This window comes from uncultured Aquimonas sp. (assembly GCF_937888285.1).
GTDB lineage: Bacteria > Pseudomonadota > Gammaproteobacteria > Xanthomonadales > Xanthomonadaceae > Aquimonas.
Window position 1 is genome coordinate 13,905 of the sequence record NZ_CALART010000096.1, and the last position, 21,792, is coordinate 35,696.

General features: G+C 69.4%; 15 protein-coding genes. 11 read left to right on the plus strand and 4 right to left on the minus strand.

Annotated features, from left to right (window positions below; all coding sequences use genetic code 11):
* The first annotated feature begins 122 nt into the window (after window positions 1-122).
* Both Q0654_RS17600 and Q0654_RS17605 read left to right on the plus strand, forming a co-directional pair.
* Window positions 123-3,143, plus strand: coding sequence for a ligand-binding sensor domain-containing diguanylate cyclase (locus tag Q0654_RS17600; RefSeq protein WP_298856275.1), 3,021 nt, complete (start codon window positions 123-125; stop codon window positions 3,141-3,143).
* 651 nt (window positions 3,144-3,794) lie between these two features.
* Entirely contained in the window at window positions 3,795-5,000 is a 1,206-nt protein-coding gene (locus tag Q0654_RS17605; protein WP_298856276.1) for a magnesium transporter, read from the plus strand.
* A 165-nt stretch (window positions 5,001-5,165) separates the two neighbouring features.
* Here the strand turns inward: Q0654_RS17605 and Q0654_RS17610 are convergent, their stop codons facing one another.
* Complete coding sequence (locus Q0654_RS17610) at window positions 5,166-8,471, minus strand: DEAD/DEAH box helicase (protein ID WP_298856277.1); 3,306 nt, start codon at window positions 8,469-8,471, stop codon at window positions 5,166-5,168.
* 177 nt (window positions 8,472-8,648) lie between these two features.
* Here Q0654_RS17610 and Q0654_RS17615 point away from each other — a divergent pair, with 177 nt between their 5' ends.
* From Q0654_RS17615 to Q0654_RS17625, 3 genes are all read left to right on the plus strand, one after another.
* Window positions 8,649-8,885, plus strand: coding sequence for a hypothetical protein (locus Q0654_RS17615; RefSeq protein WP_298856278.1), 237 nt, complete (start codon window positions 8,649-8,651; stop codon window positions 8,883-8,885).
* Window positions 8,872-9,210 (plus strand): type II toxin-antitoxin system PemK/MazF family toxin, encoded by a 339-nt coding sequence (locus Q0654_RS17620; RefSeq protein ID WP_298856279.1) that lies wholly within the window; start codon window positions 8,872-8,874, stop codon window positions 9,208-9,210. Before Q0654_RS17615 ends, Q0654_RS17620 begins: the two co-directional genes overlap by 14 nt.
* A gap of 128 nt (window positions 9,211-9,338) precedes the next feature.
* Entirely contained in the window at window positions 9,339-10,217 is an 879-nt protein-coding gene (locus tag Q0654_RS17625) for an alpha/beta hydrolase (protein WP_298856280.1), read from the plus strand.
* Between the two features lie 35 nt (window positions 10,218-10,252).
* Here Q0654_RS17625 and uvrD read toward each other — a convergent pair whose 3' ends face one another.
* The 3 genes from uvrD to Q0654_RS17640 all read right to left on the minus strand — a co-directional run bounded on the left by uvrD (window position 10,253) and on the right by Q0654_RS17640 (window position 14,607).
* A complete protein-coding gene (gene uvrD, locus Q0654_RS17630; protein WP_298856281.1) occupies window positions 10,253-12,430 on the minus strand; it encodes a DNA helicase II in 2,178 nt (725 codons plus the stop codon).
* Window positions 12,431-12,757: 327 nt separating this feature from the next.
* Window positions 12,758-13,807 carry a saccharopine dehydrogenase NADP-binding domain-containing protein gene (locus Q0654_RS17635; RefSeq protein ID WP_298856282.1) on the minus strand — a complete coding sequence of 350 codons (1,050 nt, stop codon included), beginning with the start codon at window positions 13,805-13,807 and terminating at the stop codon, window positions 12,758-12,760.
* Window positions 13,804-14,607: an SDR family oxidoreductase gene (locus Q0654_RS17640; protein ID WP_298856284.1), complete on the minus strand. Its 804-nt coding sequence runs from the start codon at window positions 14,605-14,607 to the stop codon at window positions 13,804-13,806. The genes Q0654_RS17635 and Q0654_RS17640 overlap by 4 nt, the downstream gene beginning before the upstream one ends.
* A gap of 161 nt (window positions 14,608-14,768) precedes the next feature.
* Here Q0654_RS17640 and Q0654_RS17645 point away from each other — a divergent pair, with 161 nt between their 5' ends.
* The 6 genes from Q0654_RS17645 to Q0654_RS17670 all read left to right on the plus strand — a co-directional run bounded on the left by Q0654_RS17645 (window position 14,769) and on the right by Q0654_RS17670 (window position 21,688).
* On the plus strand, window positions 14,769-15,521 hold the full coding sequence (locus Q0654_RS17645) for a ParA family protein (protein ID WP_298856285.1): 753 nt from the start codon (window positions 14,769-14,771) through the stop codon (window positions 15,519-15,521).
* Between the two features lie 251 nt (window positions 15,522-15,772).
* Window positions 15,773-18,163, plus strand: a complete 2,391-nt coding sequence (locus Q0654_RS17650; protein ID WP_298856286.1) for a Tex family protein — start codon at window positions 15,773-15,775, stop codon at window positions 18,161-18,163.
* Between the two features lie 179 nt (window positions 18,164-18,342).
* Window positions 18,343-19,464 (plus strand): TRAP transporter substrate-binding protein, encoded by a 1,122-nt coding sequence (locus tag Q0654_RS17655; protein WP_298856287.1) that lies wholly within the window; start codon window positions 18,343-18,345, stop codon window positions 19,462-19,464.
* A gap of 172 nt (window positions 19,465-19,636) precedes the next feature.
* Complete coding sequence (locus Q0654_RS17660; RefSeq protein ID WP_298856290.1) at window positions 19,637-20,023, plus strand: rhodanese-like domain-containing protein; 387 nt, start codon at window positions 19,637-19,639, stop codon at window positions 20,021-20,023.
* A gap of 128 nt (window positions 20,024-20,151) precedes the next feature.
* The gene (gene secB, locus Q0654_RS17665) at window positions 20,152-20,640 is read left to right on the plus strand and encodes a protein-export chaperone SecB (RefSeq protein ID WP_298856291.1); all 489 of its coding nucleotides are present in this window, start codon (window positions 20,152-20,154) and stop codon (window positions 20,638-20,640) included.
* A 22-nt stretch (window positions 20,641-20,662) separates the two neighbouring features.
* Window positions 20,663-21,688, plus strand: coding sequence for an NAD(P)H-dependent glycerol-3-phosphate dehydrogenase (locus Q0654_RS17670; protein WP_298856288.1), 1,026 nt, complete (start codon window positions 20,663-20,665; stop codon window positions 21,686-21,688).
* Window positions 21,689-21,792: the final 104 nt, after the last annotated feature.

A 21,792-nucleotide genomic window follows, 5' to 3' on the forward strand; every position in this document is an offset into this window, starting at 1 on the left:
AGCGCACGCGCCCAGGCCGGAAAGGGCGCCTATGGTAGCCGCTGCGCCATCGACGGCCGAACCGGCCGGGCCCTGTGCCGCGCGCAGGCGCGCGGAACGACGCTTGCATCGACCGCGGCGACATGAACGCGGATGCGGCCATTCCACGCCGATCGAAGCGGGCCCGTAGCGGCCTGCGGGCCGGGTGCTGCGCCCTGCTGCTGGCGCTGTGCGCGCTGGCACCGGCGTCTGCGCTGGATCCGGCTACCGACTTCGGCGACTACCTGCTGGAGCGCTGGACCGCCGAGGATGGCCTGCCGCAGATCACCGTGCTGACGCTGGCGCAGGACAGCGAGGGCTACCTCTGGGTCGGCACCCAGAACGGCATCGCCCGCTTCGATGGCCGCCGCTTCCACACCTTCAACCGGCTCAACACCGGGCTCGACCTGACCATGCCCACCGCCAGCCTCGCCGCACCCGAAGGCGTGGTCTGGTTCGGCACGCCGCGCGGGCTGCTGCGCCAGCAGGCGGGGCGCTTCGAAGAGGTGCCGATCGCGACCAGCCCGACCTCGGTGCGTGCCCTGCAGCACTGGGACGGCCAGTTGCTGGCGGCCACCGTCGACGGCCTGCGCTCACCCGGTCGGCCGGGCCGACCGGAGCATCTGGGCGGGGAATCCGTCATCGCGCTGGCGGTGGACTCGGCCGAGCGCCTGTGGGCGGCCGCCGAGTCGGGTCTGTTCATGCTCGAACAGGGTCGCGAGGCGCAACGCTTCCCGCTGCCGCAGGCCGACAGCCGACCGCTGGCGCTGACGGTCTGGCAGGGGGCGCTGGTGCTCGGCAGTCGCGATGGCGTGTGGCGCTTCGATCTTTCCAGCGGCGTCTGGAGCCGCCTGTTTCCCGACCTCGCCGAGGTGGCGACGCCGACGCTGGCGGTCGACCGCCACGGCAACCTGTGGGCGGCCAGCGTCGAGCACCTGCAGCGCCTGCGGCCGGACGGCCGTATTGAAGCGGTGGGCGATGCCGACTTCCTGCCGCGGCCCTGGCTGCACGTGATCTTCGAGGACCGCGACGGCGACCTGTGGATGGGCAGCCAGCGCGAGAGCCTGCTGCGCATCAGCGATTCGGCCCTGCGCGTCATCAGCCGCCGCCAGGGTCTGCACGACAGCCTGCTGTGGAGCGTGCTGGATGACGGCGCTGGCGGCCTGTGGGTCGGCACCAACGGTGGACTCGCGCACTGGCAGCCCGGCGCGGGCTTCCGCCGCATCGAGGCCGGTGACGCGCTGCCGGATCCCGCCGTCTACAGCCTGCATCGCGATCCACGCGGCGAGGTCTGGCTCGGCACCCGCGCCGGGCTGGCCCGCCTGCGCGGCGAACGCATCGAGGCCGACCCTGCGCTGGCGCCACTTTCGGCTGCGCAGATCACCAGCTTTGCCGATGACGGCGACGCGCTCTGGATCGGCAGCCTCGACGGCCTGTGGCGCCACAGCGACGGCACGCTGCAGCGCTTCGGCGCCGCCGCCGGCTCGCCCGAATCGCGCGTGCGCAGCCTGCTGCGGCAGGACGACGGCAGCCTGCTGGTCGGCACCGAAGGCGGCCTGCGCCGGCTGCGCGGCGAGCACTGGGACAGCCCCGACTGGGCAGCGGTCGTTGAGGGCAGCTTCGTCTCCAGTCTGCGACCCCTGCCCGGCGGCGCCCTGCTGCTGACCACGCTCGACAAGGGAATCGCCCTGTATCGCGATGGCGCCCTGCAGCTGTTCGGCCTGGCCGATGGCCTGCCCTCGGCGAATGGCTGGACCTCCGATCTGGTCGGCAGCCATGTCTATGTCAGCACCAACGACGGCGCCTACCGGCTGCCGCTGGCGCGGCTGATGGCGCCCGACCGCGAGGCCGGGCTGCAGGCCGAGGTGGTGATCCGCGCCGTCAACCGCGCCCGCGGCGACCAGCGCATGGGCTGCTGCAACGGCGGCGGACATGCCCGCAGTGCCCGGCTCGGCGCACTGTTGTTCTACCCCACGACCAACGGCCTGCTCAGGCTCGACACCGCGCGCGTGCAGGAGGCACCGGATCGCCCCGGGCTGTCGATCGAGACAGTCGAGACCGCGGCCGGTGAAATCGACTTTCCCGCGCGGGTGCGGCTTTCTGCACCACCGCGCGACCTCGCCATCCGCTTCGCCGGAGTCAGTCTGCGCCACGCCAGCGAGGTGCAGTTCCGCTACCGGCTGGACGGCTACCAGAAGGCCTGGACCGATGCCGTCGGCCTGCGCGCCGTCTACACCGGCCTGCCTCCCGGCGACTACCGCTTCCTGCTGGAGGGCCGCTTTCCGGGCCGCGGCTGGCAGCGCGCGCCGACGCCGCTGGACATCGTCGTGGTGCCCGCCTGGCATGAGTTGCGCAGCGTGCAGGCCGCCGCCGCGCTGGCCGTGCTCGCCCTGCTCACCTGGGCCTGGCGCCACAGCCTGGGTCGCGCCGAGCGCCAGCGCCGCGCGCTGGAAGCCGCCGTGCGCGAACGCACCGAGGCGCTGGATCGCGCCAACGAGCGCCTGCGCAGCGCCAATGCCGCCCTGCTGGAGGAAAGCCGCACCGATGCCCTGACCGGCTGCGCCAACCGTCGAGCCGCGCTGCGGCTGCTGTCGGAGTGGCCGTCCTACGTGCTGATGCTGATCGACCTCGACCACTTCAAGGCGCTCAACGACCGCTACGGCCACGCCGCCGGCGACCAGGTGCTGATCACCGCCAGCGCCCTGCTGCGCGCGCGCCTCGGGCCCGCGGCCCTGCTTGCGCGCTGGGGCGGCGAGGAGTTCCTGGTGATCTGGCCGGGGCTGGACCTCGAGGCCGGCCTGACCGAGGCCGAGCATCTGCGCGCCACCATCGCCCAGGCCCAGTTCCAGACCCTCGGTGGCCAGGCCCTGCGGGTGAGCTGTTCGCTCGGTGTGGCCGAACATCCCCTGCATGCGGGGCGCGGGGATTGGCAGCTTTCGCTGGAGCTGGCCGATCGCGCGCTCTACCGGGCCAAGGCCAACGGCCGCAACCGTGTCGAGGGCGCGAGGCTGGAACTCGCCGCCGGCGAATCGCTGCCCAGCGCCGGCGAAACCCAGGCCCTCGACGACCTCGCCCGCAGCGGCCGCCTGCACTTCGAGCGGCCGCGCGTGCTGCGGATGGGGTGAGGGGTCAGTGGCTGCGTTCGTTGCCTGGCGTCGCCCGCGGTCGTAGCGCGGACAAGCGCAGCGCATCCGCCGGTTGCTTGCCACACGAGCGGCGTGCCACACGAGCCGATGTAATCGCTTGGCCGTCCTGCGAGTACCGATGTGGTCGCGAGCCTGCGGTACATGCGCTGCGCTTATGTACCCTACGGCGCCCAAGGGCCTGGGTCCTCGGTGCCTGCACGGCGTCACTCGCGGTCGTAGGGCGGATAAGCGCAGCGCATCCGCCGGCTGCTTGTCACACGAGCGGCTTGCTCCAGTAGCCGATGGAATCGCTTGGCCGTCCTGCGAGTACCGATGTGGTCGCGAGCCTGCGGTACATGCGCTGCGCTTATGTACCCTACGGCGCGCAAGGGCCTGGGTCTTCGGTGCCTGCACGGCGTCGCCTGCGGTCGTAGGGCGGATAAGCGCAGCGCATCCGCCGGTTGTTTGCCTCAGGCATGGATGGGTTCGCGTGGAGCTTTCCGCCAGCGCCGACCTGGTCGCGAGGTTTCGGTACATGCGCTGCGCTCATGTGCTCTCCGGCTTGAGTCCAACAGGCGCGCGCTCTTCGCTGTGTAGACTGCGCCCGCCGTCGCGCCATCGATGGCGCCCCGCCACAGCCCCAAGGTCCGCATGAGCCCTGCCGAGCCGAACACGGCGGTCGACACCGCCAGCCTGCGCCTGCTTGACCCCGCCAGCGCCGCCGAGCGTCTCAGCGGTGTCGATGCCACCGAGGCGGCTGAAGCGCTGGTGCATCTGACCCATGGCCAGGCGGCCGAGGTGCTGGAGCAGCTCAGCGAAGGTCAGCGCGCGGCGATCCGTGCGGCCGGCGTCTCCGGCCTGCCGGATGCGCGCGCGCTCGACTATCCCGAGGGCTGCGTCGGTCGACTGCTGGAATCGGCCCCCGCTGTCTTCGCGCCAGAGCTGCGCGTCGACGCCGCCATCGCAGCCCTGCGCGAGATCGTGCGGCGGCGCATGGTGATCTACGTCTTCGTGGTCGACGCGCAGCAGCGCCTGCAGGGCGTGGTCGCTTTCCGCGAGCTGGTGTTCGCGCGACCGGACCAGACCTTGGCCGAGATCATGTTGCGCAACCCTTTCAGCCTGCGGCCGGAAATGGCGCTGGAAGAGGCCATGCGCGAGGTGGTGACCCGGCACTATCCGGTGTACCCGGTCTGCGACGGCGAAGGTCGGCTGATCGGCCTGGTGCCTGGCGCGGTCCTGTTCGAGCAGCAGGCCTTCGAGATCTCGGCCCAGGCCGGTGCCATGGTCGGCGTCGAGCGCGAGGAGCGACTCGCCACCCCGCTGTGGCGCAGCTTTCGATTCCGTCACCCGTGGCTGCTGATCAACCTGCTCACCGTGTTCGTCGCGGCGGGCGTGGTGGGCGCCTTCGAGCATGCGATCGAACAGCTTGTGGTGCTGGCCCTGTTCCTGCCGGTGCTGGCCGGCCAGTGCGGCAACCTCGGCGCGCAGTCGCTGGCGGTGACCCTGCGGGCGATGACCCTGGGCGAGACGCGGCAGATCCGCCCGCTCAAGCTCGCCGGCAAGGAGGCCCTGCTCGGCCTCGCCAACGGCGTCATCACCGGTGCGCTCGCCGCAGGCGCGATGTACTGGGCGGCTGGACGCAACCCCGGGGGTGATCCGCTGCTGCTGGCCCTGGTCACCTTCACCGCGATGAGCATTGGCTGCGCGCTCGCCGGCGTCGCCGGCGCGATGGCGCCGCTGGCGCTGAAGAAGGCCGGCGCCGATCCGGCCACGGCCTCGGCCATCCTGCTCAGCACCGCCACCGACGTGCTCAGCATGGGGCTGTTTCTCGGGCTGGCGAGCCTGGTGTTGCTGTAGCGCCGACGGTCACGGTGGGCCAGGGCCCACCCTATGAATCGCGGTTTGCCTCGCCCCGCATAGGGTGGGCCCTGGCCCACCATGAGCTCGACCCTCGCACCGGTCACGCTTTGCGCGCCGCGATCCGCTTCGCCGCCTGCTCGACGTGCCGCGCCTCCGCGTCGATCAAATCAAGGGCGCAAACAGCTCCGCCAGATCGTCCTCGCCGAACGCCACCTTGGTGCTGGTGCCGCCGTCCAGCACCGCCTGCGCGAGCTGCGCCTTGGCCTGCTGCAGGTTCTGGATCTTCTCCTCGACCGTGCCCGCGCAGATCAGGCGATACACGAACACCGGCTTGTCCTGGCCGATGCGGTGGGCGCGGTCGGTGGCCTGCGATTCCACCGCCGGGTTCCACCAGGGGTCGTAGTGGATCACGGTGTCGGCGGCGGTCAGGTTCAGGCCGACGCCGCCGGCCTTCAGGCTGATCAGGAACACCGGCACCTCGCCGGCCTGGAAGCGCTCGACCAGGCTCGTGCGGTCGCGGGTCTGTCCGGTCAGCACCAGCGGCTGGATGCCGCGTTCGTTCAGCGCCTGCTCGATCAGCGCCAGCATCTCGGCGAACTGGCTGAACACCAGCACGCGGCGGCCCTCGGCCAGCAGGCTGTCGAGCAGGTCCAGCAGCAGGTCGAGCTTGGCCGAGTCCTCGACGCTGCGCGCGTGCGCCAGCTTGACCAGGCGCGGATCGCAGCAGACCTGGCGCAGCTTCAGAAGCGCATCGAGCACGATGATGCCGCTCTGGGCGAGGCCGCGTTCGGCGATCGCCTCGCGCACGCGCTCGTGCTGCACCAGCCGCAGGGTTTCGTAGAGCTCGCGCTGGCGGCCTTCCAGCTCGACCTCGCGCAGGATCTCGGTCTTCGGCGGCAGGTCGGTCAACACGTCCTGCTTGCGCCGACGCAGCATCAGCGGGGCGATGCGGCGGTTCAGGCGCTGCTGGCGCTCGAGGTCGGCCTGCTTCTCGATCGGCGTGCGGTAGAGGCGATTGAACTGGCGCTCGCTGCCGAGCACGCCGGGCTCGACCGCATCCATCTGCGCCCACAGCTCGCCCAAGTGGTTCTCCAGCGGCGTGCCGGTCATCGCCAGCCGGCGGGTGACGTTCAGTTCGCGAACCACCTGCGCGGCCTGGGTGCGCACGTTCTTGATGGTCTGCGCCTCGTCCAGCACCAGCAGCGAGAACGGCTGGGCCACCAGCACCTCGCGGTCGCGCGGCAGCAGCGGGTAGGTGGTGATCACCAGATCGAACTCGGCCATCGACTCGAACAGGGCCTCGCGCTGGCTGCCGTGCAGCACCAGCACCTTCAGCTGCGGACAGAAGCGGCGCGCTTCGTTGCGCCAGTTGAGCACCAGCGAGGTCGGCGCCACCACCAGCACCGGGTCGGGCAGGCGCCCGGCCTGCTTCTCCACCAGCACATGCGCCAGCACCTGAACGGTTTTGCCGAGGCCCATGTCGTCGGCGAGGATGCCGCCGAGTCGCGCGGCCGCCAGAAAGCCGAGCCAGTCCAGACCGTCGCGTTGGTACGGCCTCAGCTCGGCACCGAAATCAGTCGGAGGGTCGACCTGCACGCGGCGGCTGCGCAGCTGCTCCAGCTGCTGGTACAGCGGCGCGGCGCCGCGCCAGACCAGGCTGGCGCCGGTCAGCTCTTCGACGAGCGTGCTCTGCGCGCGGCCCAGGCGGATCGGCCCCTCGCGGTTCGAGCTGTCTTCCAGCCATTCAAGCAGGGGTTCGAGCAGCGCACGCAGGCGCTTCAGCGGCAGGCGGATGCGGCGATTGGCATCCAGCGGCGCCACGTAGGTGGCGTTCTCGGGCTCGCGCGGGCCGGGCCGACGCGGAAAGTCCGGGTCGGCCAGCACATGCCGCAGCACCGGCATGAGATCGATGCGCTCGCCGCCGATCTCGATGCCCAGGCTCAGGTTGAACCAGGCGCCACCGGCGTCTTCGTCGACCTCGGCCAGCCAGCCCTCGCTGCCGTCGAGCACGCGCGCCGGGTAGTCGCGGGCGAAGCGCACCTCGAAACCGGCGTCTTCCATCCGCGGCAGCAGCGGCTGCCAGTGTTCGGCATCGGCATGGCCCGCGCGGCCACGCGGCAGCACGAAATCCTCGGGGCTGAAGTCCTGGCTGGCGGCCATCGCGGCGCCGAATTCGTCGTCGGCGGCGCGCAGGCCCAGTTCGTTCAGGCGCTCAAGCGCGGCCAGTTCGGCCGCCGCCGAGCGATGCACCTCGTAGACCTCGCCCTGGTGGAAGTGACGCTCGACCTGGCGCGCGCCGAGCGGCGGCAGCAGCAGCGGCGGATAGGCGAAGGACAGCCGCGCGCTGGCCACCTGGCGATGGCCGTTGCGGCCGACCACCCGCTGCTCGCGCAGCTCCAGCACCGGGATCGGCGGCGCCTGCAGCAGCCGCACCGCGCCGCGCGGACGCGGCGGCGGCAGGCCGGGCAGCTGGCTCAGCTTCTTCAGGCGCTCGCCGACGTGATCGACGTGTTCGGGCAGCAGCGCGGGCGCACTCGATAGCAGGCCCGGCAGCTTGGGGTCGGCATCGAGCGCGCCGAACTCGCCGCGCTGACGGTCCAGATACAGCAGGGTCTCGCCCTCGAGCACCAGCGCGCCGGGCGCGTCGATGACACGGCAGTACAGGCGCTGGCTGCCGTCTTCCAGATCCAGCCAGTCGAGCTCCAGCCCGCGTTTCGGCCCCAGGGTGAGGCGCTGGCCCGAGGCGCGCTCCAGCAGCAGCGGCCACTCGGCCGCCAGCGCCAGCAGCGCGCGTGCCTGATGCGCCGAACGCACCGGCAGGAAGTGGCGTTCCGCGCGGGTCAGCCCGTACAGCGGTTCCGCGCCCAGGCCCAGCGCGGCCAGCCGCTCCAGCTGTTCGGCCGAGTAGCCACCGGGCGGTTTGGGGCTGGGCCCACCGACCTGGCCGATCTCGATCGCCACCGGGTTGGCAAAGCCGCCGCGCTTGCCCGCGCGCACCAGGCTGGGCTGCACCAGCAGCACCGGCTGCGGCAGGTCCATCACCTTCAGCAGCAGGGCCGGAGCGCGCTCGGGTTCGGGCTCCGGGTCCACCTTGGGCAGCGGCCGCGGGCCGACGCCGTCGACCTTGGCCATCCAGCGGTCCCAGGGCCGCAGCGCGGCCTCGGGCGAGGTGTCGGTCAGGGCGAGCAGCAGGGCGGCGGCGTGCAGGCAGCGCGTCTCGCGGCACTCGCAGATCCAGCGCGCCTGCAGGCCCTTGTCGCGGCCCGTCTGCATCAGGCTGATGCCGGTCGAGCCCAGCGTGCGGCCAATCGGCAGGCGCCCCGCGATCAGACCGCCGGGGCCGTAGTCGAAGAAATTGATGTTCTCGACCGCCCCGGCCAGCTCGGCCCCGCCGCGCAAGGCGGCCGGATCGAACCAGCGCTGCCAGTCCTGCGACTGCAGCAGGGCGATGAACTCGGCTTTGGTCATGCGGGATGCGCGCTCGCGAAGCGGCCGGCCCCGACTCCGCGCCACGCGGAAGGAGGGCCAAGCCCGACCCGCGAGCGTAGCAGGATGGATCGGAAATCCGAATGGCTGGGGGTGGGGGAGGTTGGAAAGGGGGAGGGCGGTTTGCGGTCAGTCATACCGCGGTGATACCGTAGCGGCATGAAAGTCGCCATCTCACTTCCTGATCCGGTCTTCGCGGCAGCCGAACAGCTCGCGAAGGAGCTTCGTGTGCCGCGGAGTCAGCTCTACGCTGACGCGATCGCCCAGTATCTGGAGCGCCGCGGCGCTGCGGCCGTCACCGCCAAATTGAACGCGGTATACGCCGAACAGGAGTCGCAGGTGCCTGCTGAGTTCGCACGGGCTCAACTGAGCGGCATCAACGATGAAGCGTGGTGAACTCTGGTGGGCGAACCTGCCAGAGCCCTGTGGTTCACGCCCGGGCCTCAAGCGCCCCGTCGTTGTCGTCCAGTCCAACCCATTCAACGACAGTCGTATCGCTACGGTGATCGTCGCTATCGTCACCTCAAATCTCGCGCTTGCAGAGGCGCCGGGAAACTTCCGGTTGGCGAAGTCGGAGTCGGGCCTCGCCAAACCCTCGGTCGTCAATGTGTCCCAGATCCTCACGCTGGATCGGCGTCTGCTCGCGGAACGCATCAAGACGCTGCCCGCACAGTGCGTCGCTCGCCTCGATGAAGGGCTGCGATCGGTTCTCGCGCTGTGAGGTCGATTCTCGCCTTTGCGCCTCTGCTGTTCGCCGCAGCTGCCGCTGCCCAAGGCAGCCCCGTTCATGCGCCCTCGGCGAGCTATGCGACGGAAGTTCCACTCTGGCCCGCAGAGTCCAAGGTGCTCATGGATGGCATCGAGGCCTTGGCCAAGGAGGATGGGGCGCTGACTCACCCGTCGTTCCTGCTCTACCCCTCAAGGCAGAATCCGCCGGGCGCGGCCGTGCTGGTGTTCCCGGGCGGGGGCTACAAAGCCTTGGCGATTGGTGCACAAAGCACGATCGGCCCCCTCGGGGCGGATGTGTGTCAGTGGCTGAACGAGGCAGGTGTGACCTGCATCCTGGTCAAATACCGAGTGCCCTACACCGGCTGCCATTGGAACCCGGTCACCCGCCGGCATGAGCAGCCTGACGTCCCAATGGCGCTGCAGGACGCGCAGCGTGCCGTCTCGATGGTCCGGTACTACGCCGACGACTACGGCATTGATCCCACCAGGATCGGCGTCATGGGCTTCTCGGCTGGGGGCAACCTTGCGGTGCTGTCCAGCACCGGCTTCGGAATGCGCAGCTACGATCCCATCGATGCAATCGATCAGGTCAGCGCCCGACCTGACTTCGCGATCCCGGTGTATCCCGGTCACATGACGATGGAACACAAGAACAAGACCCCACGGGAGGTCGCCGCGCGCGAGCTCAACAGCGACATCACCGTTTCGTCTGAGGTGCCACCTACGCTGCTCATCCATGCCAAGGACGATCCGATCGATCCCGTCCACTTTTCAACGGTCTACGAAGCGGCCTTGAGGCAGGCCGGCGTGCCGGTGGAACTCATCATCTACGAGACAGGGGGACACGCATTCGGCGTACGCAAGCAGGGCAAGGACAGCGATCGTTGGACGGAGGATGCCATCCAGTGGCTACGCAGGATCGGAGTTCTTGAACCCTCCGCGACGACGCTTGAACCGGCGCAAACCGGCAGGACTCCCGACGCCTCCATTGAGGAGTAGGGATTGATGTCCCCGCGCTTGCGCCCGTTTCTGCCTCACCCCACCTGCAAATTCGCATAAGACACCACCAGCCACTTGCTCCCCTCGTTCTCGAAGTTGACCTGCACCCGCGCATGCGGGCCGTCGCCTTCGAAGTCGGTGATGACGCCGCTGCCGAACTTGGCGTGGCTGACCAGGGCGCCGAGCTTCAGGCCGGCGGGGGTGGGTTCGGCGGCGAAGCGGGCGCGCGGTGCGCTTGAGGAAAACGCCGGGCGGCTGACCTGCACACGCGGGCGCACCTCGTGCAGCACTTCGGCGGGGATCTCGCGCAGGAAGCGCGAGGGCGCGCCGAAGGTGTCCATGCCGTGGATGCGGCGGGCTTCGGCGTAGCACAGCACCAGCTTCTGGCGGGCGCGGGTCAGGCCGACGTAGGCCAGCCGGCGCTCTTCTTCGAGGCGGCCGGCTTCCTCCATCGACTTCTGGCCGGGGAACAGGCCTTCTTCGAGCCCGACGATGCAGACCAGCGGGAACTCCAGACCCTTGGCCGAGTGCAGGGTCATCAGCTGCACGCAGTCCTGCCAGGCCTCGGCCTGGCCTTCGCCGGCTTCCAGCGCGGCATAGGCGAGAAAGCCGACCAGCTCGGGCAGAGGCTCGGCACCTTCTTCCACTTCGACGCGGGCGAAGCGGCTGGCCACGGTGACCAGTTCGTCGAGGTTGTCGGTGCGCGCATCCAGGGTGCCGCGCGATTCCTCGGCGTAGTGGGTGCGCAGGCCCGACACCGCCAGCACGTGGTCGATCTGTTCGGCCAGCGTGAGCGTGCGCGTGTCGCGGTCGAGCTGTTCGATCAGCTCGATGAAGCCGCGCAGCGCATTCTTGGCGCGGCCGGGCAGGGCACCCTGCGTCAGCTCGGCCAGCACGGCCTCCCACAACGAGAGGTTCTCGGCCTGGGCGCGGGCGCGCACCTGTTCGATCGTCTTGCCGCCGATGCCGCGCGCCGGCGTGTTGACCGCGCGCTCGAAGGCGGCGTCGTCGGCGCGGCCGGCGATCAGCCGCAGGTAGGCCAACGCGTCCTTGATCTCCGCGCGCTCGAAGAAGCGCAGGCCGCCGTAGACGCGATAGGCAACGCCGGCCTGCATCAGGGCCTCTTCCAGCGCGCGCGACTGCGCGTTGGAGCGGTACAGCACCGCGCAGTCGGACGGGCTGCCGCCCTCGCCGATCCAGCGCTGGATGCGCTGCACCACGTGCTGGGCTTCGTCCATCTCGTTGTAGGCGGCATACAGGTCGATGGGCTCGCCCTCGCCGTCGGCCGTCCACAGCGTCTTGCCGAGCCGCTGCGGGTTGTGGCCGATCACCGCGTTGGCGGCCTTCAGGATGTTCGCGGTGGAGCGGTAGTTCTGCTCCAGCCGCACCGTGTGCACGCCCTCGAAATCACGCAGGTAGTGCTGCACGTTCTCGACCTTGGCGCCGCGCCAGCCGTAGATGGCCTGGTCGTCGTCGCCGACCACGAAGGTCGAGCCGGTGGCGCCGGCCAGCACGCGCACGAAGGCGTACTGGATGGTGTTGGTGTCCTGGAACTCGTCGACCAGCAGATGGCCGAAGCGCTGCTGGTAGTGGTGCAGCAGGCCGGCGTGGTTCAGCCACAGCTCGTGCGCGCGCAGCAGCAGCTCGGCGAAGTCGACCAGACCCGCGCGGCGGGCGGTGGTCTCGTAGGCCTCGTAGATGCGGATGAAGGTGTCGGTGGCCGGATTGCCGCCGATCACGTGCTTGGGCCGCTTGCCTTCGTCCTTCGCGGCATTGATGAACCAGGCGGCCTGCCGCGCGGGCCAGCGCTTTTCGTCGAGGCCCATGTCGTTGATGACGCGCTTCAACAGCCGAATCTGGTCGTCCGAGTCCAGCACCTGGAAGGTTTCGGGCAGGCCGGCCTCATGCCAGTGCAGGCGCAGCAGGCGATGGGCGATGCCGTGGAAGGTGCCGATCCACATGCCGCGCCCGCCCTGGCCGCCGAGCTGGCTGATGCGATGACGCATCTCGCCGGCGGCCTTGTTGGTGAAGGTCACCGCGAGCACGCCGTAGGGGGGCACGCCGAGCACCTCGGTCAGCCAGCCGATGCGGTGCACCAGCACCCGCGTCTTGCCGGAGCCGGCGCCGGCCAGCACCAGGGTGTGCTTGGAGTCGGTGGTGACGGCCTCGCGCTGGGCCGTGTTGAGCGCATCGAGCAGGTGGGAAACATCCATGCCGCATTGTAGCGGCGCGGGCTGTGGTGGCCGCCTGCACGACGCGCGACGAGCTCATAGGGTGGGCCCTGGCCCACCATGGGCGTGATGTGCGCCTCGGTACGGGTGATCCCAGTCGCGCTGCTTCAACCCTCGCGGCGAGACGCGGCTCATCGCCTCGAGGGTTTGCATCGATACGCATGCGACGGGCAATCGTTAGACCGGCGCGAGATTCGAGGCCATGGTGGGCCAGGGCCCACCCTATGAGGCTGGATAGGGTGGGCCCCGGCCCACCGTGAGCCCCACGCTCGCCCGAGTCATAGACGCGGCACGCACAGACGCCGCCCCTCACCCCGTCCGCTCAACCCCCGGCAAGGTGGTGACATAGCTGGCCCCCATCAGCTGCGAGGCGGTGTGGAAGCCGCTCGGCACATCACCTTGCGCCAGCCGCTCAATGATGCCGAGCGCGGCATCGACGGTGAGCGTGTAGCCGTTCGGCGTGCGCAGCCTGCGCGCGACGCGCTGGCCGCGGGCGTTGGTGGCTTCGCCCCAGACCCAGGTGGCGCTGCGCTCGCGCGAGTCGTTCGAAGGCCCGCGCACCTTGCGTTCGACCTGGCGCTTCAGGAACTCCTGCACCGGCTTCAAGCCGAGCAGCGGGCCGAGCAGGCGCAGACGCCGCACGCGACGGATGGTTGCCGGCGGCACCGCCATGTAGACCTCGATGTTCGGAATGCCGGTGCTGAAGTACGCGGTGCAGACATCGCCCCAGGGAATCGTCATCGCCGAGCGCTGCACGCCCTCGCGCTCGAAGTAGCGCACCTTCCAGGCCAGCGGTACGCGCTTCAGCACGCCGTTCTCGCGCACGCGGCCGCCCTTGCCCAGGCCTTCGACGCTGGTCTTGGCCGTACCCGGGCTGGGCCCGCCGCCGGCCTCGAAGGCCAGCACCAGATGGGTGGCATCGGGCAGGTCGCGCTTCAACTGGGCGGCCAGGCAGTCGGTGGGCACCACATCGAAGCCCGCGCCCGGCAGTACCAACACGCCGGCCTGTTTGGCGCGCGCATCGTTGGACTGGCAGTGCGCGAACACATCGATCTCGCCGGTGATGTCGAGGTAGTGCGTGCAGCTGGCGAGGCAGGCCTCCAGCATTGGCGCGCAGGTGGCCGAGAACGGGCCCGCGCAGTGCATCACCGCATCGATCTCGCGCAGGGCTTCTCTCAAGGCGACGGCATCGGAAAGGTCGATCACCTTCCATTCGAGATCGAGCGACTCGGCCAGCGCTTTCAAGGCCTCGGCATTGCGACCGGCCAGCAGCGGGCGCAGGCCGCGCGCCACCGCAGCCTCGGCCATCAGGCGCCCGGTGTAGCCGTTGGCGCCGTAGAGCATCCATCGCAGGCTCATGCCTTGTCTCCGCCGCGCTGGCGCATCAGCTTCTGCACCTGCTTGTAGTAGAACTCGGGGAACCAGCGCTTGATCCGCCAGCGCCGGCGCTCGGTGGCGGTGGGGATGATCAGGAACACGCCGCGTTCGGCGGCCTCGACGATCGCCTTCGCGATGTCGTCCGCGCTTTCGCGCGCCTCCTCCATCAGCTTGGCCGCGGTCTTGCGCATGCGCTCGGAGCCGCGGAAGTTCTCCAGCAGATTGGTCTTGAAGAAGGCCGGGCAGACCACCGACACCTTCAGGCCGCGCGGCTCGAATTCACCGCGCAGGCCTTCACTCAGTGTGACCACGCCGCCCTTGGCCACGCCGTAGGACGACAGCCCCGGGGCACCAGCGAGCCCAGCGAAGCTCGCGATATTGATGATCTGGCCCGCGCCGCGCGCCAGCATGTCGGGCGCGAAGGTCTTGCAGCCGCGCACCACGCCGAGCAGGTTGACCTCGAGCATCCAGCGCCAGTCCTCGATGCTGGCCTCCAGGGTGGCGCCGCCCGAGGCGACGCCGGCGTTGTTGATCAGCACGTCGAGCCCGTGCCAGGTCGAATTGACCTGATCGCGCAGCAGGGCCCAGGCCTCGTCGCTGGTGATGTCGACCGGAAATGCCAGCGCGCGGCCGCCGGCGGCCTCGATCTCGGCGCGCACGGCTTCGGCACGTTCAAGGTTCAGATCGGCGATGCCGACGCGGCAGCCCATGGCGGCATAGCGCAGGGCCAGGGCGCGGCCCAGGCCGCTGCCGGCGCCGGTGATGAGGACGGTCTTGCTCATGCGTGGGCATCCGCGGGAAGGGGAACGCGCGATTCTAGGCGCTGCATGCGGGCGTTCCGAAACAAGGCGAAAGCTTCCGCGATGCAGAACCCATGGCGCGCGGTTAGGCAGCAGCCGGAACGGAACCTGCACGCAGGGTCTGGGTTAGACACGGAGGCGCCATGATCCTGACGGTGGGCAACAACAAGGGCGGCGTGGGCAAGACCGCGCTGGCGGCGCATCTGGTGTTCCGTGCGGCCGAGCAGCTGCGCGTGCTGGCGGTCGATCTGGACGGTCAGGCCAATCTCACCGCGACGCTGATCGAGCGCAGCGAGAAGCGCGGCCGCGACGGCAGCGATCAGTTGTTCACCGGCGACGAAGCGCCTCAGCCGATGCGCACGCCCGACCCGAACATCGACCTGCTACCGGCCGGCAAGGGCCTGAACAGCACCGATCGCCTGAACCTGTCGGCCGCTTTCGAGGCGATCGGGCATCTGAAGAAGCTCGCCGGCGCCTACGACCTGGTGGTGATCGACACGCCGCCAGCGATTGGACTGCGCATGACTGCCGCCCTGGCCTGCGCGCGCCAGGTGGTGGTTCCGCTGGTGCCCGAGAGCTATTCGGTCGACGGCGTCTCCGCCGTGCTGGCCGAGATCGCGAGCATCGCCGAAAACCTCAACACCGCAATGCGCCCCGCACAGTTCGTGCTGAACCTGGTCAACCCGCAGGCGCGCCAGCATCGCCGGATCGGCGAGCAGATCAGCGAGCGCTTCCCGGTGGTGCAACCCTGGCTCAATCGCAGCGTCGCGGTGGCCGAGGCGCTCGCCGAACGTCGGCCCGTATGGAAGCGCCCGACCTCGACCAAGGCCGCCCAGCAGTGGCGCGCGCTGACCGGGCGCCTGCTGGTCGATCAGGGCCTGCTGCGCGAGGTGTAGCAAGCCTGTCGCGCTGGCAGGGCTGGAGTTCTCGAAGCAGTCTGTGATCGTCATCCCCGCGAACGCGGGGATCCAGCGTTCGAAGCGGAGTCGCCGGGTGGCCGCACTGCAGTGCAGCCGCTGTTCGTGGGTGGGCGTCGGCGACTGTTGTCGCGGCGAGAGTACAGGGTCTCGCGACCCCCGCCGCGCTGGCAGGGCAGGGCGCTCGGCCTATACTCCGGCCCCCTCGTTCCACAGGTCAGCCGCTACGCATGAGCTCCAGCGCTTCCGAGATCAGCCGCAACCCCGCCCAGATCGCCCAGCGCATCAGCGCCCAGATCGCCGAAGAGATCGCCGCCCAGCCGGCGCAAGTGCGCGCGGCGGTCGAGCTGCTGGATGGCGGCGCCACCGTGCCCTTCATAGCGCGCTATCGAAAGGAAGTGACGGGCGGCCTCGACGACACCCAGCTGCGCACCCTGGAAGAGCGCCTGATCTACCTGCGTGAGCTGGAAGACCGCCGCGACGCGATCCTCGCCAGCATCCATGAGCAGGGCAAGCTCACCGATGCCCTGCGCGCGGACATCGAAGCGGCCGACACCAAGGCGCGGCTGGAAGACCTCTATCTGCCCTACAAGCCCAAGCGCCGCACCAAGGCGCAGATCGCGCGCGAGGCCGGCCTCGAACCGCTGGCGCTGGGCCTGCTGGAAGATCCGAGCGAAGCGCCGGAAGTGCGCGCCGCTGCTTTCGTCGATGCCGACAAGGGCGTGGCCGACGTCAAGGCCGCACTCGAAGGCGCGCGCGCCATCCTGATCGAGCGCATCAGCGAAGACGCGGCCCTGGTTGGCGAGCTGCGCGACTGGCTGTGGAGCAGCGGCGAGATCGAGGCCAAGGTCATCGAAGGCAAGCAGCAGGAAGGTGCCAAGTACAGCGACTACTTCGAGCATGCCGAAGCCGTGGCCAAGATCCCCTCGCACCGCCTGCTGGCGCTGATGCGCGCGCGCAACGAAGGCGTGATCAGCATGGACCTGCTGCCCAAGGCGCAGGTCAGCGCAGCCAGCGAAGACCCGCGTGCGGCTGCGACTTCAGCGGGCCATCTCGAAGCCGAGCGCCGGGTCGCCCTGCGTGCGGGTGTCGCCGAGCGCGGTCGCCCAGCCGATGCCTGGCTGCGCGAGACCGTGCGTCATGCCTGGCGCTTCAAGCTGCATCTCAGCCTCTCGCTCGACCTGCTGCTGAAGGCGCGCGAAGCCGCCGAGGAAGAAGCCATCCGCGTGTTCGGCGACAACCTCAAGGACCTGCTGCTGGCCGCGCCCGCTGGCCCGCGGGTGGTGATGGGCCTCGACCCCGGCCTGCGCACGGGCGTCAAGGTCGCCACCGTGGATCGCACCGGCAAGGTGGTGCAGACCGGCACGATCTTTCCGCATGCGCCTTCGAATCGCTGGGATGCGTCGATCGCCGAACTGGCGCGCGCCTGTGCGGCGCATGGCGTCGAGCTGATCGCGATCGGCAACGGCACCGCCTCGCGCGAAACCGATCGTCTGGCCGCCGAGCTGATCAAGAAGCATCCGGAGCTCAAGCTGCAGAAGATCGTGGTCAGCGAGGCCGGCGCCTCGGTGTATTCGGCGTCGGAGATCGCATCCAAGGAGCTGCCCGATCTGGATGTGAGCCTGCGCGGTGCGGTCTCGATCGCGCGGCGTCTGCAGGACCCCTTGGCCGAGCTGGTCAAGATCGATCCCAAGTCGATCGGCGTCGGCCAGTATCAGCACGATGTGAATCAGACGCGTCTCGCCCGCGCCCTGGATGGCCGCGTCGAGGACTGCGTGAACGGCGTCGGCGTCGATGTGAACACCGCTTCGCCCGCCCTGCTCACGCGCGTGGCCGGCCTGTCGGCCAGCGTCGCTGAAAACGTTGTCCGTTTCCGCGACGAACACGGTGCCTTTCCCAGCCGCCGAGCGCTGCTCAAGGTGCCGCGCCTGGGCGAGAAGGCCTTCGAGCAGTGCGCGGGTTTCCTGCGCATCAACGGCGGCGAAAACCCGCTGGATGCGTCCAGCGTGCACCCTGAAGCCTACCCGGTGGTCGAGCGCATCCTCGCCAAGTGCGGCCGCGAGGTGCGCGAGGTGATCGGCGATGCGCCCTTCCTGCGCGGCCTGAACCCCGCCGAGTTCACCGACGAGCGCTTCGGCCTGCCGACCGTGCGCGACATCCTGCGCGAGCTGGAGAAGCCCGGTCGCGACCCGCGCCCGGAGTTCAAGACCGCGCGCTTCGAGGACGGCGTCGAGGACATCAAGGACCTGAAGCCCGGCATGGTGCTGGAGGGCGTGGTCAGCAACGTCGCTGCTTTCGGCGCTTTCGTCGATCTCGGCGTGCACCAGGACGGCCTGGTCCATGTGTCGGCCCTGTCGGACCGCTTCGTCAAGGATCCGCGCGAGGTGGTGAAGGCGGGGCAGGTGGTCAAGGTCAAGGTTCTGGAAGTCGACCTGCCGCGCAAGCGCATCGCCCTGACCATGCGGTTGGACGATCCCATCGGCGAGGAGCGCAGCGCCCAGCGCGGCCCGCGTCGCGAGGATCGCCCGACCCAGGCCGCGCAGAAGCAGATGGCGCGCAACCAGCCGCCGGCGCCGGCCGGTGCGCTGGCCGAGGCCCTGCTGCGGGCCCGCCGAAGCTGAGGTTGCAGGCGGCCGCGTTCCCGCATCGATGCCGACGCGGGAACGCAAGGCACCGCTGGATGCCGGAACGCGGCATGGCTGGACGCGGCCGCCCGCGCATCGGCTAAGCTCGCGCACTGCCCGCGCGATCGTTCAAACGCCGGCCTATCGCGAACACATACGTCCATCGAGGTCGTCGCATGAAGCGCAGGGATCTGTTGAAGGGTGCGGGTCTGGCGGCTGCGGGCTCCGGTCTGGCGCTGGCCGGCTGCAGCCAGGGCCAGCCATCGAGCGTGGCGGCGCCCGTCGCCTCCGCCGACGAGACCGTGCGCAACTGGAAAATGGTCACGGCTTGGCCGGCGGGATTCCCCGGTCTCGGCACGGCGGCGGCGGATCTGGCGGCGCTGATCACCCTCGCCAGCGGCGGTCGCATCAAGGTCCGCGTCTACGGCGCTGGCGAGCTGGTGCCGGCCTTCGAAGTGTTCGATGCCGTCAGCCGCGGCACCGCCGAGATGGGCCACGCCGCCGCCTATTACTGGGGCGGGAAGTCGCCGGCGGCGGCGTTCTTCTGCACCGTGCCCTTCGGCCTCACCGCCATGGAGATGAACGGCTGGCTGTACTACGGAGGCGGGCTGGAATTGTGGCGCGAGCTGTATGCCTCGTTCGGCCTGGTGCCGTTTCCGGCCGGCAACACCGGCGTGCAGATGGCCGGCTGGTTCAAGCGCGAGATCAACAGCGTGGCCGATCTGGCTGGCCTCAAGATGCGAATTCCGGGCCTCGGCGGCGAGGTCATGTCCAAGCTCGGCGCCACGCCGGTGAACCTCCCCGGCGGCGAGCTGTTCAGCGCCCTGCAGTCGGGTGCCATCGACGCCACCGAGTGGGTCGGCCCCTACAACGATCTCGCCTTCGGCCTGCACCGTGTTGCCAAGTACTGCTACTACCCCGGCTGGCAGGAGCCGGGCCCGACCCTGGAATGCATGGTCAACAAAGCCGCGTTCGAGGGCCTGCCCGACGACCTGAAAGCCGTGGTCGAGTCCTGCTGCCGCGCCGTCAACGATTCCATGCTGGCGGAGTACACCGCTCGCAACCAGGCCGCGCTGGATGCGCTGCAGGCTGAGCACGGCGTCGAATTCCGCCTCCTGCCGGACGATGTGCTCGATGCCTTGCGCCAGGCCAGTGTCGAGGTGCTGGAGCAGACCGCGGCCCGGGATGCGTTCGCGGCCAAGGTCTATGCCTCGGTGAAGGCATTCCGCGCCAGCGGCAGATCCTGGGCGGCGGTATCCGAGCAGGCCTACCTTCAGCGGCGCGGCGACTGGAGCTGAGCTTGCTGACTCAAGCCGGCGCGAACCCTATGTTGCGCGGCTGCTTTTGCGCCCGCCGGTGGCGTGGCCGATAATCGGCGCCCCTCGCGCCCCGGCGCCCCCTCGGAAACCTTCCGTGTCCCAGTTTTTCGAACGCCTGCCGGAGTTCATCGGCAACCACCCCATCCTGTCGATGGCTTTCGTCGGTCTGACCGCCGCCATCGTCATCAATGAGGTATCGCGCCTGCGCCGCGGCTACAAGGCCATCAGTCCGGCCCAGCTGACCCTGCTGATGAACCGCGAGAACGCGCTGGTAGTGGATGTGAGCGCCATTGCCGACTTCGAGAAGGGCCACATCCTTGGCTCGAAGCACGTGGCGATGAGCCAGTTCGATCCAGAGAACAAGACGCTGGCCAAGGTGCGCGAGCTGCCGGTTGCCGTCGTCTGCCGCACCGGCATGACCGCATCCAACGCGGCGGCACGCTTGGTCAAGGCCGGCTTCAAGAATGTCTTCCTGCTGGAAGGCGGCGTGCAGGCCTGGCAGGCGGCGGATCTGCCGCTGGTGCGCGGCAAGGCTTGAAGCGCGGGGCCCCTGCCCCAAACCCTCCATTCCTCGCGGCGGCGGACAGCGTCGGCTGTCGTGGGATACTCGCCGGCCCTCGGCACACCCCCAATCTTTCGGAGTACACCATGAGCGAAGAGAACCAGATGGCCGCCAACGGCGCAGGTGAACAGGCGCAGGCGCAGCTGGTGCTGCAGAAGATCTACGTCAAGGACGCCTCGTTCGAAGCGCCGTCCGCCCCGCAGATCTTCCAGGAGGAAATCTCCCCGCAGCTGCAGCTCAACATGAACCAGAAGGTCACCGCGCTGGCCCAGGACGTGTTCGAGGTCGTGCTGACCCTCACCCTGACCTGCGGTACCGGCGACAAGACTGCCTATCTCGTGGAAGTGCAGCAGGCAGGCGTGTTCACCATCTCCGGTTTCGATGCCCGCAATCTCGATGCCGTGCTCGGCACCTACTGCCCGAACACGCTGTTCCCCTATGCCCGTCAGATGGTCAGCGACCTGATCCAGGCCGGCGGCTTCCCGCCCTACTTCCTGCAGCCGATCAACTTCGACCAGCTGTACGCCGAAACCCTGCGTCGTCGCGCCGAGCAGGAAGGCCAGCTCGCGGGTGAGCCCGCCGGCAACGCTTGAAACCTTCCATGAGGCGGCAGGCATGAGCGACATGTTGAAGATCGCCGTGCTCGGTGCGGGCTCCTGGGGCACCGCACTTGCCGCCCAGATGGCACGTAATGGGCACGCCGTCACCCTGTGGGGGCGTGACCCGCGGCAGGTCGCGGAGCTGCGCGAGAGCCGGATCAATCAGCGCTATCTGCCGGGCATCGAACTGCCCGAGGCGCTGCAGTACAGCGATCGGCTGGCCGAATGCGTCGAGCGCGCGGAGCTGGTGCTGGTGGTCGTTCCCAGCCATGCCTTCCCGGAAACCCTGGCAGCGATCGCGCCCATCAGCGCCCATCTGCAGGGCGTTGCCTGGGCTACCAAAGGATTCGAGCTGGGCTCGGGGCGCTTCCTGCATGAAGTGGCGGGATCGGTCCTGCCGGCGCAGATGCCGCTTGCGGTGGTCACCGGACCCTCCTTCGCGAAGGAAGTCGCGCAAGGCCTGCCGACCGCGGTCACCGTGCATTCCGATGACGCCGGCTTCGCCCGGGTGGCCGCGGAAGCCCTGCATGGTGCGAGTTTCAGGGCGTACACCGGCAGCGACATGCTGGGTGCGGAGCTGGGTGGAGCCATGAAAAACGTGCTGGCCGTGGCGACGGGTATTGCCGACGGCATGCAGCTTGGCCTGAATGCCCGCGCCGGCCTGATCACGCGCGGTTTGAACGAGATGCTGCGGCTGAATGCCGCCCTCGGAGGCCGGACCGAAACCCTGATGGGGCTGGCTGGTCTCGGCGATCTGGTGCTGACCTGCACCGGCGACCTGTCCCGCAACCGTCGACTCGGGCTGGCACTCGGTCGTGGTGAGAACCTGGATGCCGCCGTGCAGGCGATCGGCCAGGCGGTCGAGTCGATCCAGACGGTGGACGAAGTCATGCGCCTCGCCGAGCGGGTGCAGCTGGAGCTGCCGATCAGCGCCCTGGTCCAGCGCGTGCTGCATCGCGAGATCACACCGCACGAAGGCTTGCGCCTGCTGCTGTCGCGCGAGCAGAAGCCTGAGTATCCGCCGGGCTGGTTCGCCAGCTGATGTCGCGCGCCCAGCCCAGAGCGGCGTGATTGCAACTTTCCGCGCGAGACCTCTTTACAACCACAAAAATCGCGGTATAGTGGGCGGCTCGGACGGACGAGGCG